This is a genomic window from Clostridium yunnanense (genome assembly GCF_016595795.1).
Lineage (GTDB): Bacteria > Bacillota > Clostridia > Clostridiales > Clostridiaceae > Clostridium_AR > Clostridium_AR yunnanense.
The window spans coordinates 108,598-121,312 of the sequence record NZ_JAENHN010000059.1; the positions used below are offsets into that span (position 1 = coordinate 108,598).

18 protein-coding genes, 1 pseudogene and 1 riboswitch are annotated in these 12,715 nt (G+C 29.9%); of the genes and pseudogenes, 18 read left to right on the plus strand and 1 reads right to left on the minus strand.

The features are described 5' to 3' along the window. Positions 1 to 21 precede the first annotated feature (21 nt). From JHL18_RS21665 to JHL18_RS21705, 9 genes and pseudogenes are all read left to right on the plus strand, one after another. A complete protein-coding gene (locus JHL18_RS21665; protein WP_200273110.1) occupies positions 22 to 372 on the plus strand; it encodes a DUF4259 domain-containing protein in 351 nt (116 codons plus the stop codon). Positions 373 to 667: 295 nt separating this feature from the next. Continuing rightward, positions 668 to 1,279: a hypothetical protein gene (locus JHL18_RS21670; RefSeq protein WP_200273112.1), complete on the plus strand. Its 612-nt coding sequence runs from the start codon at positions 668 to 670 to the stop codon at positions 1,277 to 1,279. 26 nt (positions 1,280 to 1,305) lie between these two features. Continuing rightward, a complete protein-coding gene (locus tag JHL18_RS21675; protein WP_200273114.1) occupies positions 1,306 to 2,082 on the plus strand; it encodes a CPBP family intramembrane glutamic endopeptidase in 777 nt (258 codons plus the stop codon). A 64-nt stretch (positions 2,083 to 2,146) separates the two neighbouring features. Next, positions 2,147 to 3,217 carry a hypothetical protein gene (locus JHL18_RS21680; protein WP_200273116.1) on the plus strand — a complete coding sequence of 357 codons (1,071 nt, stop codon included), beginning with the start codon at positions 2,147 to 2,149 and terminating at the stop codon, positions 3,215 to 3,217. Further along, the gene (locus JHL18_RS21685) at positions 3,204 to 4,118 is read left to right on the plus strand and encodes a metallophosphoesterase family protein (RefSeq protein WP_200273118.1); all 915 of its coding nucleotides are present in this window, start codon (positions 3,204 to 3,206) and stop codon (positions 4,116 to 4,118) included. The genes JHL18_RS21680 and JHL18_RS21685 overlap by 14 nt, the downstream gene beginning before the upstream one ends. Before the next feature lie 28 nt (positions 4,119 to 4,146). Further along, positions 4,147 to 4,527 (plus strand): hypothetical protein, encoded by a 381-nt coding sequence (locus JHL18_RS21690; protein ID WP_243278104.1) that lies wholly within the window; start codon positions 4,147 to 4,149, stop codon positions 4,525 to 4,527. Positions 4,528 to 4,694: 167 nt separating this feature from the next. Beyond that, positions 4,695 to 5,213: a GNAT family N-acetyltransferase gene (locus JHL18_RS21695; protein WP_200273120.1), complete on the plus strand. Its 519-nt coding sequence runs from the start codon at positions 4,695 to 4,697 to the stop codon at positions 5,211 to 5,213. A 175-nt stretch (positions 5,214 to 5,388) separates the two neighbouring features. Then, positions 5,389 to 5,994, plus strand: coding sequence for a class I SAM-dependent methyltransferase (locus tag JHL18_RS21700; protein ID WP_200273423.1), 606 nt, complete (start codon positions 5,389 to 5,391; stop codon positions 5,992 to 5,994). After that, positions 5,969 to 6,199, plus strand: a pseudogene (locus JHL18_RS21705) (MBL fold metallo-hydrolase); the annotation flags it as partial. The gene JHL18_RS21700 and the pseudogene JHL18_RS21705, both read left to right, overlap by 26 nt. 194 nt (positions 6,200 to 6,393) lie before the next feature. Here the strand turns inward: JHL18_RS21705 and JHL18_RS21710 are convergent. Further along, complete coding sequence (locus JHL18_RS21710) at positions 6,394 to 6,633, minus strand: hypothetical protein (protein WP_200273122.1); 240 nt, start codon at positions 6,631 to 6,633, stop codon at positions 6,394 to 6,396. Positions 6,634 to 6,938: 305 nt separating this feature from the next. Here JHL18_RS21710 and JHL18_RS21715 point away from each other — a divergent pair, with 305 nt between their 5' ends. The 9 genes from JHL18_RS21715 (at position 6,939) to JHL18_RS21755 (ending at position 12,630) form a co-directional block, all read left to right on the plus strand. Beyond that, positions 6,939 to 7,775, plus strand: a complete 837-nt coding sequence (locus tag JHL18_RS21715; RefSeq protein ID WP_200273124.1) for a class I SAM-dependent methyltransferase — start codon at positions 6,939 to 6,941, stop codon at positions 7,773 to 7,775. 283 nt (positions 7,776 to 8,058) lie between these two features. After that, a complete protein-coding gene (locus JHL18_RS21720; protein WP_200273126.1) occupies positions 8,059 to 8,238 on the plus strand; it encodes a hypothetical protein in 180 nt (59 codons plus the stop codon). Positions 8,239 to 8,321: 83 nt separating this feature from the next. Then, complete coding sequence (locus JHL18_RS21725; protein ID WP_200273128.1) at positions 8,322 to 8,624, plus strand: hypothetical protein; 303 nt, start codon at positions 8,322 to 8,324, stop codon at positions 8,622 to 8,624. A 160-nt stretch (positions 8,625 to 8,784) separates the two neighbouring features. Beyond that, the gene (locus JHL18_RS21730) at positions 8,785 to 9,210 is read left to right on the plus strand and encodes a hypothetical protein (RefSeq protein WP_200273130.1); all 426 of its coding nucleotides are present in this window, start codon (positions 8,785 to 8,787) and stop codon (positions 9,208 to 9,210) included. Positions 9,211 to 9,392: 182 nt separating this feature from the next. Beyond that, positions 9,393 to 9,488: riboswitch (guanidine-I (ykkC/yxkD leader) on the plus strand. A 126-nt stretch (positions 9,489 to 9,614) separates the two neighbouring features. Further along, positions 9,615 to 10,079: an EamA family transporter gene (locus JHL18_RS21735; RefSeq protein ID WP_207753089.1), complete on the plus strand. Its 465-nt coding sequence runs from the start codon at positions 9,615 to 9,617 to the stop codon at positions 10,077 to 10,079. Positions 10,080 to 10,204: 125 nt separating this feature from the next. Then, positions 10,205 to 10,723 carry a GNAT family N-acetyltransferase gene (locus JHL18_RS21740; RefSeq protein WP_200273133.1) on the plus strand — a complete coding sequence of 173 codons (519 nt, stop codon included), beginning with the start codon at positions 10,205 to 10,207 and terminating at the stop codon, positions 10,721 to 10,723. 364 nt (positions 10,724 to 11,087) lie between these two features. Beyond that, on the plus strand, positions 11,088 to 11,507 hold the full coding sequence (locus JHL18_RS21745; protein WP_200273135.1) for a GNAT family N-acetyltransferase: 420 nt from the start codon (positions 11,088 to 11,090) through the stop codon (positions 11,505 to 11,507). A 180-nt stretch (positions 11,508 to 11,687) separates the two neighbouring features. After that, positions 11,688 to 12,128, plus strand: coding sequence for a hypothetical protein (locus JHL18_RS21750; RefSeq protein WP_200273137.1), 441 nt, complete (start codon positions 11,688 to 11,690; stop codon positions 12,126 to 12,128). A 124-nt stretch (positions 12,129 to 12,252) separates the two neighbouring features. Then, entirely contained in the window at positions 12,253 to 12,630 is a 378-nt protein-coding gene (locus tag JHL18_RS21755; RefSeq protein WP_200273139.1) for a VOC family protein, read from the plus strand. Positions 12,631 to 12,715 lie beyond the last annotated feature (85 nt).

The following is a 12,715-nucleotide window of genomic DNA, read 5'->3' on the forward strand; positions in this document are numbered from 1 at the left end:
CAATAGAGGAGATGTTTAAAAGTGGGAACTTGGGGATATGGAATTTTTGATGACGACACTGCTTCAGATATAAAAGGGGATTTTGATGAATATATAAAGGAAGGACTGTCTGTTACTGAAGCAACAGAGAGTATATTAGAAGAATATCAAGAGATTATTGAGGAAGATGAGGAGGATGGTCCTACTGTGTATTTAGCGTTAGCATCTCTTCAAATGACACATGGACAATTACAAGCAGATATTAAGGAGATAGCGTTAGAAATTATAGAAAGCGGAAAAGGGTTTGAGATTTGGGAAGAGTCTGGAGAAAATGAATTGGATGAACGAAAGAAGGTATTAAACCAGTTAAAGCTACAATTATTGAGACAATAGGCAAGATATACTTTTCTGAGTTAACCTTATATAAATTAAAAATGAAAGATTATTTGAAACACCGCATTATTCATACTTGAATTTTGCGGTGTTTTTTCGTCGCTGTTGAGGCCTAGTTCAGCTTAATAAAATAAGGTTAAAATACGTAAAAGTTCTTTAGATATTGAATAATTATATGAAAATACTGTAAAAATATTCATTCTCTATAGATATCATAGTAAAAAGTGTAATATAATTACATTTGTAAAATAAATACATATAAGAATGTTATATACTTTGTGGTTAGGAGAGATTTATGAATAAAAGAATAGGAATGTATTCAGCTATAGTTACATTAGTTGGAGTGGTTGGATTTGCAGTATCAATGTTTTTAGGAAGAGATGCAGGAGGTTATCTTTTCAGTCTTTTTATTTCTTGGGGCTTTGTTCCTATGATATGTTCTTTTTCTGCAATTGGTAATAAAGAAAATAAAGCTGCAGCATATACAGCAATTGCTTTTTCTTCTGTTTATGCAGTTTTGGTTGGATTAGTTTATTTTGCCCAATTAACAACAATTCGGCTATCTGAATTAAATGAACAAGCACTTGCTATATTAAATTACAAGAATCTTGGCAGTCTATTTTTCAACTATGATTTATTTGGTTATGCTTTCATGGCTTTATCAACATTTTTCATAGCTTTTACCATAGAAGTTAAGAACAAAAAAGATAAATGGTTAAAAATACTTTTACTAGCTCATGGAGTTTTTGCAGTGTCCTGTGTAGCAATGCCTATACTTGGTGTCTTTAATGGAAGTACAGAATCTGGAAATGCCAGCGGAGTTATAGCTTTAGAATTTTGGTGTGCTTACTTTATTCCTATATGTATCTTGTCTTATCAATATTTTAAGAAAAATCAAGAGAACTAATTACTTTTATCTTAAAGGAGTTTTATATGTTGAAGAAGGATAACAATGTTAAAGTTAGATCTATAAGAAGTAATATATTTAGAGTTAGTTTTGATGAAGAAGTAAAAGACTTTGTTACCAAAGATGGGATAGCAGCTATAGCCTACTTTTTTTATAATATGTTGATTCTTTATTTATTTGGTTTGATGATGTTTAAGACGAGGATTTATTCCGAGTTTAGAACTTATTCTAATATAAGTAACGATATGATATATAGGTTCATTTTCTATATACCTATAGTAATTTTGCAGTTAGCTCCAGTGTTTATATTTATTAAAGTACGGAAGCAAGGTTTGAGAAGCATAGGATTAAAAAAAGACAAAATTTTAAAATCAATATTTCTTGGAATTATATTTTCAATGCCGTTTAATATACCGTTAATAATCAGTGAAATTAGCGAAAAAGGAAAAATCCTAGGATTAACTAACTTGATTCTTACTTTCGTATACTTTTTTATAGAGATTGCGCTAGTTGAGGAAATTAGCTTCCGTGGTTTTATTCAAACAAGAATTCAAAGTCTAATAAAGAGTAAATGGGTAAGTATACTGGTTGTAGGAGTTATGTTTGCTCTTATGCATATACCTTTTCAGATTATTAAAGCAAATATGCCTTTAGGTGATTTTATAGTAAAAGATTCATTTCATTTAGTATTTACATTTGTTATTCATGTATATCTAGTTTATATATACACTCGAGATAATAATATCATTTCTTCTTCAATTACCCATACTTTAATTGATTTCATACCATCAATATTTATTTAATCAATTAATTTCAATACAATACATTAGCAGTCGTAGATTAATATAGAAAAAAGAGGTGAATACAATGGCAGTGTTAATTAAGCCATGCTTTATTTATGACCTATTATGTTATGCTGGACAAAGATTTTTCGAGCTTGGCGAATATTACTTAGAAGATCAAAAAGACTTAATTTATAAAACCAATAAAGAGCTAGAAAAGTATAACATAGATGACTTTAATTTAAGTGGACCAAGCATGTCTTCAATGTGCATGGTACTCAGTTGTTTTACAGACAACAAAGATATAGATAAGTTAACCATAAAAGATCTTATAGAAATTATAAAACATCCGGAAAATTTATCACTAGTGGTAAATGAAAGATTAAAGGATAATGATTTTTTACTTAACGACGCCAATTATACGATTAAATGGCTTAAAGAGGGCGGAACTGATGGATATGTTAAACTTCTAGAGGCATTAGATGAAATTAATTTTTATAAAAGCTGGGTAGATAATGCCTTACCTAGAGTTCTAGAAGAATGTGAAAAACTAAGAAGTAAGATAAGCCAATATAATTTGGATAATATTTTTGGGGACATCCTCAAAATAAGGAATGAGAATAGGATTGATGACGTTAATATATTTGTATCTTTGTATAGTCATCCAGTATGTTTCAGTCTTTACAATAAGAGCTTTTTAAGTAGCTGTATTTCAGACTTTGTAGATGGTAAGATGTTTGTTCAAATTATTGCCCATGAATTAATGCATGGTTTTTCAAATAATGAAACAATTAATATCTTAAGGGAACTTGTTAGCAGAGATGATTTTCTTAAGAAGACCTACAAGACCTTAGTTGAGAAATATTCTGGAGCTGAAGAGGAGCAATTTGTAGTAGCAGCAGAGTATTATTTAGCTGTAGTAAACGGATTAGCTACATATGAGGATATTATTGAAACAGCAAAACAAAGATATGGAGGCTGTATGCCGCTTTCACTTATTATTTTTAACTTACTAATTCAAGAGAAATCAGTACCTGTAAACTACAACCTTTGGCTATCACAAAAGTTTAAATTAGGCTTTATAAATGGTGAAAATATAGAGAAACAAGTCGAAGAAATAGCTCCAGGCTTCGTGAATTGCTATGAACAAAGTTAGGTTTGCAGTATTTACTGATTTACATTATGAGCATATTCATGATGGGCAGAAAAGAATTGAAGATTTTGTAGTCAATGTAAGAGACATAGATATTGATTTTGTTATTCAATTAGGAGATTTTTGTGAACCAAAGGATAGTAATAGATTTTTACTAAATATGCTTGATAGCATAGGACAACCTCATTATCATGTGATTGGGAATCATGATTCTGATCTATACCCAAGAGAAGAAGTCATGAAATTTTTGAAAATGGACAACAGTTACTATTCCTTTAATAAAGGGAAAGTTAAATTTATTGTGTTAGACACCTGTTTCATAAAAACTAAAAAGGGCTACGAGCCTTATTGCAAAAAGAACTATGACAAAACAAAAGACATATATCCTATACTTCCAGATTATGAACTTAAATGGCTGGAAGAGCAGCTAAGTGATGATAGTGAGTACTATATAATTTTTTCACATCATAGCTTTGAAAATGAATTTGCTAAAAGAGGAGTATACAACAGGGGAGAAGTGAGAGATTTAATTAACAGAGTGAATAATACAGGTAAAAAAGTTCTTTTATGTGTTAATGGACATGATCATGGAGATTCACTTGAAAAGATAGAAGAAACCTATTATTTTGGTCTTAATTCTATGTCATATATATGGGTTGGCCCAGAGTACGAGCATTTCTGCTATTCAAATGAAGTTCACAATAAATATACTTTTATAAAAGACTTGGTATTATATAAAGATGGCTTATATGCTGTTACTACAATTACTGAAGATGGTGAACTTAAAATAGAGGGCGTAAATGGCGATTACCAAAACATCTCACCAAAAGAGCTAGGACTAAGTGACAGGTGGAATGGTCGTTCTATACTGCCCATAGTTTCTTCGTTAGACACGAAAAAATGATAAAAATATAAGTTTATGGGGTGTGATTATGTTAGTATGTCCAAAATGCAAATGTGAATATGAAGAGGGGTATACAGTCTGCAATGATTGTAACTGTAAGTTAGTTCATGGACCTATGGATACTGATAAAAATATATCTACTAAAGATAAGCCAAAGATAATTGGATTAACAGGAAGGATATTAATTTTCGGAGCTATATTTGTTATAGGAATTATAATTTTGATGAATAACACTAAGTTAGCTGATTCTGATATGACAAATATTATGAAGGATCATGGTGGAAGCATGGACACTAGCTATTACTTGATTTATTTGGAACAGTCTATAATAAAATACAGAACACTAGGATGTATATTATCAGTACTTGGCGGTTTGGGTGTATTGGTAAATACAAGGATTAGGGAATGATGTAAAAGCTATGGTTAATATAACTAATTTACTGTGAGGTGAAATCTCTGGACGTGGAACAATTAATAATAGCAGGAATATGTAGTATTGCATTAGTTGTAACAGTAATGATAAAAAGAAAAAATAAGAAATATGAATGAAAATTTGAATTGAACAGGAGAATAAAGATGGTAAAAAAAATAATAAGTACTGATAATGTAATCATTAGAAAAGCACAAAGGAAGGATGCTTCGGAAATTATACTATTAGTTAAACATGTTATGAGTGAAGCTCCATTTTTTCCAAGAACTCCAGATGAGTTTGATTTTACTACTGAGCAGGAAGAAGAATATATAGATAATATAGCACTATTTTTAGTAGCAGAAATAGATGGAAAGATAGTAGGTTCAGCCACTTTAGATAGGAGCAATTTAAGTATGTTAAGTCATACTGCTGATTTTGGAATAACCATCTTGAAAGAATTTTCTGGACAAGGTATAGGTAGCTTATTACTGGAAAAAGTTATAGACTGGGTGGAACTAAAAAAAGTTGAGAAAATAAATTTAGAAGTTTTTGAAGATAACTTGCCTGCTATATCACTTTATAAAAAATTTGGATTTATAGAGGAAGGTAGAAGAAGAAAAGCTATAAAAGCAGGTGAAGCATATAGGGATGTAATTTTAATGGGCAGATTTTCTAATGAATAATAATATAAAAACATGCTTATTTTAAGAAATATTTGAGGGAAAACATGTAAAAGAATAATCCAAAATGGAAAAATTAGAATCAAAGTTTATCCGTATTGTCATAAGGGGGATGTATATGAACAATAATATAGAAATTGTAAAAAATCTATACTCTGAAGAACATGCAATAGTTGGTATGCGCGATTACACTAATAAAAAACTAAAAGTTTGGGAAGATGAAGTAGTTTCCTATTTTCCAGCTAAAGCATCGGTTCTAGATATAGGTTGTGGCATGGGCAGAGAAGCATTTTGTTTGTATGATAAAGGATTTAAAATTACGGCTATTGATATTTCTGAAAATGTTATAGAACCAGCAAAGCAATTTGCGATAGAAAGTAAACGGGATATTGAGTTTTTATTAACAAATGGACTAGATTTACCCTTTAAAAACAATACTTTTGATGTTGTAATAATATGGGCACAGACTTTTGGCCTTTTTTATGGAGAAGATAATAAGATACATATTTTAAAAGAATGTAATAGAGTTTTGAAAAGAGATGGAATGCTTAGTTTTTCTGGACATGATAAAGAATTTATAGAATATAAATATCCTCAATATCTTGATGGTAAAAAGTTCTTTGCTTATGCAAATACAGATTGTTATTGGGAAGTTTTTACCACAAGTGAGATGGTAGATTTATCTCAAAAAGCTGGATTTGAAGTTATGGAGTGTAAAAGAGGTATGGTTTATAAAGAAGAAGATGGTCCAATACTTCATTGTGTATGCAAAAAATGCATGTGAGGATAATAGGGTGCTAGGGGTGATCGGAGGATTTCATTTATTTGAAGTAGATGAACAAGTTAAGAATACTGTTGATTATTTAAAATCATATAATATAAAGGAACTTTATCCTTGTCATTGTACTTCATTTGCAGTTAAAGCAGAGATACATAGAGTTTTACCTTTAAAAGAAGTCGGAGTAGGTCTTGAAATTAATTGTTTGTAATATAAACTTTATAGTATACACAATATTGTTTTGAAACGAAATTACTAGTAAAACAGCATATATATTTTAAACACCGCAGTATTCAGAAGTGAATTATGTGGTGTTTTTCGTTTCAATATAAGAATCAACACAAGTAAATTAAGATATATGACATAGTTGAAAATTCATATAAAAGAGCAAAAGAATCCCAATAATTAATCTTTTGCTTTTTTATAGGTTTCAAATGCGTTGTCAAGTGCTTGAACAGCCTGTTCAGTAGGCATGTTTTTTAGTAAAGCTGCGCACTTATTGCAAAGTACACTTCCTTTACCCTGAAGAACATCCTTACTTCTTATATCACTACATGGATTACGGTATATTGGTACATTGCATAGCTCACATCTTTGATGTTTTTCATATTTACCGTGTGTTTCTGTACTACTTTGATCATTCATAAAATCATCTCCAATAAGCTTAATTCTATTATATCTTATGCAAAAATAGATTTAATAACCTGGAAAAATGCAATAAGTTAATGAAAAATGAAAACATATTAGGATGCAATACGAGAAAATTCTAGATAGATTGAAATTTAAAGTAAGGACAATATACGTGGAAATTCAATAATGAAGAATTTTAATAAAAATAATCTCCATTTATAGAAATAAATTTAAGTTATATGGTATAATTGACAGTGGACTGTTTTTAGTGGTAAATAACTACAAACTATCTAAAATTTATATTTTACGGAGGTGTAAAAATGGATTTAAGACTTACATTTAACGAAGTTGCGTCTGAGTATGACAGAATGAGACCATTGTATGCTGAGGAGTTGTTTGAGGATGTTATAAAATATACAGACTTAGACAGCAGCAAAAATGCACTTGAAATTGGGATTGGTACGGGTCAAGCTACATTACCTTTCTTGAAGAGTGGCTGCAAGGTTACTGCTATTGAATTAGGGAGTAAGATGGCAGCGTTTACAAAAGAGAAATTCTCTGAGTTTGAAAATTTCAATGTTATTAATGATGATTTTGAAAGTATTGTCCTTGAGAATAATTCATATGATTTAATTTATTCTGCTAGTGCTTTTCAATGGATAAATCCGCAAATAGGGTATCCAAAAGTTCTTGAGCTTTTAAAAAGCGGAGGAGCATTTGCAAAGTTTAGTCATTCACTTTATCAAGAAGAGGAATTTGCAGCTGTAGCTTCTGCAATGGACAAGGTCTATGATAAATATAGAAATGATTTTTACACTGATCCAAGGATAAGTTTAGATAAGGTCCATGAAGGATATAAAAAGGTGTTGACATCTATGAATCCACCTTCACCCCATAACAAAGAAAGAAGCCTAGAACATGCTAATTGGATTAAACAATATGGATTTTCAGATGTGATATATAAGTGCTATCATCAAACTTTAACATATGATTCAGAAAGCTACGTATCATTAATAAGTACTTATTGCGATCAGATAGCCTTGCCTGAGAACACAAGAAAACAATTTGCAAAAGAAATAAAGGAAGCAATTGATAGTAATGGAGGAAAGTTTGGTCTTTCTGATACTATAGATTTATATTTAGCTATAAAATCTTAATTATATTAGTGTATATAATTTAATATCAATAAAAACACTACATGATTCATAATTGAATTATGTGGTGTTTTTTATAGAGAGCTTTATTTGGTATAAAACGATGTTATTAACTATGTTTTAATGTAACTAAATTGTATTATTTTGGAGATAGCATATGTTATAATTTTGTATATTACAACACTTTAATAAAATAATTCAAGTTGATAAAAGTTTATATTTATAAATTATATGATGAAAGCAGTAGGAGAAAGGATATGGAAAAGTGGGAATACAAAATTATCATTTGCCAAAGGAAAAAGGGTTTTTTTCATATGATGGTTGGGACAAAGACATACAATCACTTCTACCGGGACTAGGACAAGATGGATGGGAGCTTGTAAATGTGGTAGCAGTGTGCTCATCATGGGATAATTCAGGAGCAACTACTGAGGAAAAATGGATTTTTAAAAGACCGAAGAGTTAAGAAGTGAAGGCTTGTATGAAATTCAAAAAGATCTAAAGATACTAGTCTTTATAAGAATATAGTTACGAAAGAGGGCGGATTGTATGGAATGTTTATGCAAAGAAGAGAGTTTTGATTTAAAACTTCAAGCAAATCTAACTCCTGACCCATTAGGGTGTGAGCGATGTGACTGCATTGTAGACATGGATGATATGTCGTTATCAGATGAGCTTAGAAGAGAAATACGAATTTGGCTTTATAACTATAGTGAGTTGGTAAGCAAACAAGTAACTCCAGAGGATTTATTTAAATATTATCAGCAACATAATAATAGAGGAGTGGTTCTAGCCGAAAGAATAGAAATTGAACTGGGAGATAAATTTAAAGTTTCTTATTATCCGTCTTGATTAAAATTTTAACATCTATGGTTGCGATGAAAAGGAAAAAGCAATAGCACAAGCTGAAGTACATTTCTAAGTGAAGAAAATATAAGATTATTTTCTTTGAGGATTGTAATTCAAATGCAAAAGTGAGTACGTAGAGAGCAATTTGATTTTAGGAGGATCTATGAAAAATATAACTAATGGTCTTGTTAAAACAATATTTTTAAGTTTATGTAGCATATTTTACTTCTTAGAATTCTTTCTTTACTATGTTTTTTCATCTCCAGTTGATCCAGGCTTTGAAGAAAATCCAGCTGGGGATCTAAGAGTTATGCTGATTTTATGTTTTATAAAACTAGCTATAGTCATAACATATATCATGATTTTAAATAAGTTAAAGCTGGAACACTTAAATAGCTATATTTTGATTTTTATCTTTTCTATAGCTGGAGTTGGGGTTGTTTTACCTGAGATTCAGTATAATCATAATTTGAATATATTTGTAGCAATGAGAGTCTCCATACCAATTGTACTCAATGTAGCAATAGCCAGTGTACTAGGATTTAATTTATGGAAGAGCATGCCTTTAGCTAAAAGGCAAAGGCAGTAGATAAAATTATTTTAAAAAGATGACGTGATCAAAATATAAGTATGTTCTTGAAAAAGTGAATCTAGAATGATTCTTTAAAATAGAATATTTTTATATGTAAAAATATTCAGTTGACGTAAAGATGGCATTATGCTAAATTAATTTTAGTAAGTTGCAATTTATGAATTATAAAAACTTAATATATTTTAGTTTTCTAGGGTTCCGCAGTTTATAACTGGCTGGTCCAAGAGAAAACGCACAGTTAAATGTGTACACGGAAGGATAAAAGCCTGGGAGATATTTTAATAATATTTCCTTAGGCTTTTTTTATTGTATTATAATCCTAAATAAAGGCTAAAGCTTAACAAAGTATAATGAAAAAAGTGTTGAGTCAGTAGCTTGTGATTTTTAATTATTTTAGAATAATGCTTCAAAAATTAGAAAAGTTAGGAGTGATATTTGTGAAATTTCAGTACGCCCCAATTTTGTTGGTGATTTTATCTAGCTTATGTTATCATCTATTTCAAAAATCAATGCCATCAAATCTAAATCCTATTGCTGCACTAATTGTTACTTATGCTTGTGCATTAGCTGTATCTATTGTAGCTTTCTTTATCTTTGCACCTAAAACCAACTTAATTCAATCACTTGGTGGTGCAAATTGGGCAAGTTGTTTATTAGGACTAGCTGTGGTGGGAATAGAGCTTGGATTTTTATTGGCATATAGATCAGGGTGGAGTATAAGTTCGGCTAGTCTTTTATCAAATATTATGGTAGCACTTTTACTTATTCCAATAGGACTTTTGCTTTACAAGGAAAAGATTTCTTTGACAACCATTGCAGGTGTTATATTATGTATAACTGGCCTAATACTTATTTCGAAAAGATAATAGTTATGTGGTTAAGAAGCTGTTGATCAGACTGTTTTATAAATACTAATAATCAAATTATGCTAGACGGAACGACAAATCAACAATAAACAAGTAACGATAGAGTATATGGAGGAATAAAATTTATGGAAAACTTCGTGATAAAAGAATGTGGTTTAAAGGAAGCAGAAAAAATTAAATATATTGGTGAAAAAACCTTCTACGAAACTTTTTCTGATGAGAATTCAAAAGAAGATATGGAAAACTATTTAAGAGAAAATTTCTCTTATGAGCAAGTTGAAACTGAAGTGAAGAATAGTTTTTCAAGATTTTACATAGTGGAAAATAATGAAAAAGTAGTTGCGTATATGAAAGTTAATTTTGGTAAAGCACAAACAGAGGAAGGTCATGATAACAGTTTAGAAGTCCAAAGGATTTATGTATTAGAAGAGTGTAAAGGTAAGCAGATCGGCAAGCGACTAATACAAAAAGCAATAGAGTTTGCAAGAGAAAATAACTTAAATTATGTTTGGCTTGGAGTATGGGAACACAATATAAATGCAATAAAGTTTTATGAAAAGTTAGGATTTGAGAAGTTTGATACACATATTTTCAAATTGGGTGATGATGAGCAGACAGATAATTTAATGAAACTTATATTATAAGCTTTGTTAAGGTGTTATTTTTAAATTTAGTAGTTAACAATCTAATGATTAAAGTCACTAACCAAAGGATATTTATATTAAGACACCGCATTATTCATGAATTTGAGTTTTGTGGTGTTTTTCTATTGTAATATTATAAAATTCAGTAGGGTCAATGAATGAAAATTACAATTAATATTCTTTAAAATTGAAAGATGTGACAAAAATAAAAGTTAGTAACTAAGCAAACTATAGAGTATATGGAACCAATTGGATTAGAATGATATAATTACAAGTAATTAGACGAGAATTGTAGGAAATTGGATCATAAAGATTTCTTGATTAATGTTTGTCCAGTAGGATTTTATATTGAGGTGGGTAAAAAATGTTTGATATTAGATTTGTAGAAAGCAGCGATAAGGAATTTTGGTATACACTAGATAAACATTTGCCTGATAAAGAATTTGAGAAAAAGGTTCGAGACAAAATGGGTTATGTTATTTTGCAAGATGAAAAACCAATAGGAGTACTACGATACAATCTGTTTTGGGATAACACTCCATTCTTAACACTGATTTTTATGGATTGGCCTTATCAGAAAAAAGGTTTCGGCTTAAAGGCTATGGATTCTTGGGAAGAGGAAATGAAAAAATTAGGTTATGGAATGACTATGGTTTCTACGCAAGTAGATGAAGGGGCACAGCATTTTTATAGAAAATTGGGATATAAGGATTGTGGCTGTCTAGTTGTAGACATTCCAAATTATGAACAGCCTATGGAAATGTTTATGGTAAAACAATTGTAATGAAAATTATAATTTGTATATTTGAGTTAAATGAGAACCATATGAAATAAATTTGATACTAGATTAAAGGCTTAATTTTTATAAATGAGGTACTGATTGTTAAGAAATGTGGTTAGATAATATTTTGATGGTATTGTCAAGTTAGGTTTAAACATTTTTAATATTAATAGGGGTGACATAGTGAAAAATAAAAAAATATTAAGAGTATCAATAGCAATGGTTATAGCATTAGTTTTTATAGGAACTATCTATTATTTCAAGACGCGCATTTCGATATGGCAGTTCAATATTTCTAAAAGTGAATTAAAGGATGTATTAATAAACACTAAAGATAACAATTATATTGTTACAAATCCAAAGTTGATATCTGAAATATCGGAAGAAGTATCTAAGATGAAGAAACTTAACAAAGTTGAGATGAATAACTTTCCACCTAAAGAAAAGAATATTGGATACACGAAACTAATGATACAAACTAAGAATAATTACACCTATGGAGGCTCATTTTGGAATGATGATAATAATGGAATAATGTTAGACAGTAATGGATATTATTGGCATGTGAGTAGTGATTTAATTGAATTGATAGATAGGTCAATAAATGATTCTAAAAAACTATAAGTATAATAAACAATCTTACATAAGAGTTTAATTCATTAGGAAATCTTTATTAGTAAGTGTAAGTTTGGTAAATAAGTCCAATATAAAATTCAAAAAAAATAGTTAAACAAAGGAGGCTATAATAATGTTCAAAAGCGGCAATGTAACAATAATAGTAAATGATTTTAATAAAGCAGTAGAATTCTATGTAGAAACCCTTGGGTTAAACTTGCAGTACAAAATAGAAGGCCATTTGGCACAAGTAAGCGTGCCAGGATTAACAATTTTATTGATTTATCCTAATGGGGAAAATGGATCAAAGCAAGTAAAGTCCGATAGTGTTTCAATTGGTCTTGAGGTAAAAGAATTAGATTCAGCTGTGGAATTGCTAAAATCAAGAGGTGTTAAGTTTTATCATTTCATGGACTCAGAAACTTCTAGATTTGCCTACTTTAGTGATCAGCAAGGTACTTCACTATACTTAGTTGAGCTGAGAAAGCAACCTAATGCGAGTGATATTTAACGATTAAAGATATGCGATAGTAAGATCATGATGTATGGTTTTATTATCGCTATTTATATTTTAAAAGTTTCCTTTAACAATCATG

Excerpts from the sequence above, each read along its gene's own strand:
- JHL18_RS21670 (WP_200273112.1), top strand. The coding sequence starts at position 668 with ATGAATAAAAGAATAGGAATGTATTCAGCTATAGTTACATTAGTTGGA.
- JHL18_RS21675 (WP_200273114.1), top strand. The coding sequence starts at position 1,306 with ATGTTGAAGAAGGATAACAATGTTAAAGTTAGATCTATAAGAAGTAAT.
- JHL18_RS21680 (WP_200273116.1), top strand. The coding sequence starts at position 2,147 with ATGGCAGTGTTAATTAAGCCATGCTTTATTTATGACCTATTATGTTAT.
- JHL18_RS21685 (WP_200273118.1), top strand. The coding sequence starts at position 3,204 with ATGAACAAAGTTAGGTTTGCAGTATTTACTGATTTACATTATGAGCAT.
- JHL18_RS21690 (WP_243278104.1), top strand. The coding sequence starts at position 4,147 with ATGTTAGTATGTCCAAAATGCAAATGTGAATATGAAGAGGGGTATACA.
- JHL18_RS21695 (WP_200273120.1), top strand. The coding sequence starts at position 4,695 with ATGGTAAAAAAAATAATAAGTACTGATAATGTAATCATTAGAAAAGCA.
- JHL18_RS21700 (WP_200273423.1), top strand. The coding sequence starts at position 5,389 with ATGCGCGATTACACTAATAAAAAACTAAAAGTTTGGGAAGATGAAGTA.
- JHL18_RS21710 (WP_200273122.1), bottom strand. The coding sequence starts at position 6,633 with ATGAATGATCAAAGTAGTACAGAAACACACGGTAAATATGAAAAACAT.
- JHL18_RS21715 (WP_200273124.1), top strand. The coding sequence starts at position 6,939 with ATGGATTTAAGACTTACATTTAACGAAGTTGCGTCTGAGTATGACAGA.
- JHL18_RS21725 (WP_200273128.1), top strand. The coding sequence starts at position 8,322 with ATGGAATGTTTATGCAAAGAAGAGAGTTTTGATTTAAAACTTCAAGCA.
- JHL18_RS21730 (WP_200273130.1), top strand. The coding sequence starts at position 8,785 with ATGAAAAATATAACTAATGGTCTTGTTAAAACAATATTTTTAAGTTTA.
- JHL18_RS21735 (WP_207753089.1), top strand. The coding sequence starts at position 9,615 with ATGCTTCAAAAATTAGAAAAGTTAGGAGTGATATTTGTGAAATTTCAG.
- JHL18_RS21740 (WP_200273133.1), top strand. The coding sequence starts at position 10,205 with ATGGAAAACTTCGTGATAAAAGAATGTGGTTTAAAGGAAGCAGAAAAA.
- JHL18_RS21745 (WP_200273135.1), top strand. The coding sequence starts at position 11,088 with ATGTTTGATATTAGATTTGTAGAAAGCAGCGATAAGGAATTTTGGTAT.
- JHL18_RS21755 (WP_200273139.1), top strand. The coding sequence starts at position 12,253 with ATGTTCAAAAGCGGCAATGTAACAATAATAGTAAATGATTTTAATAAA.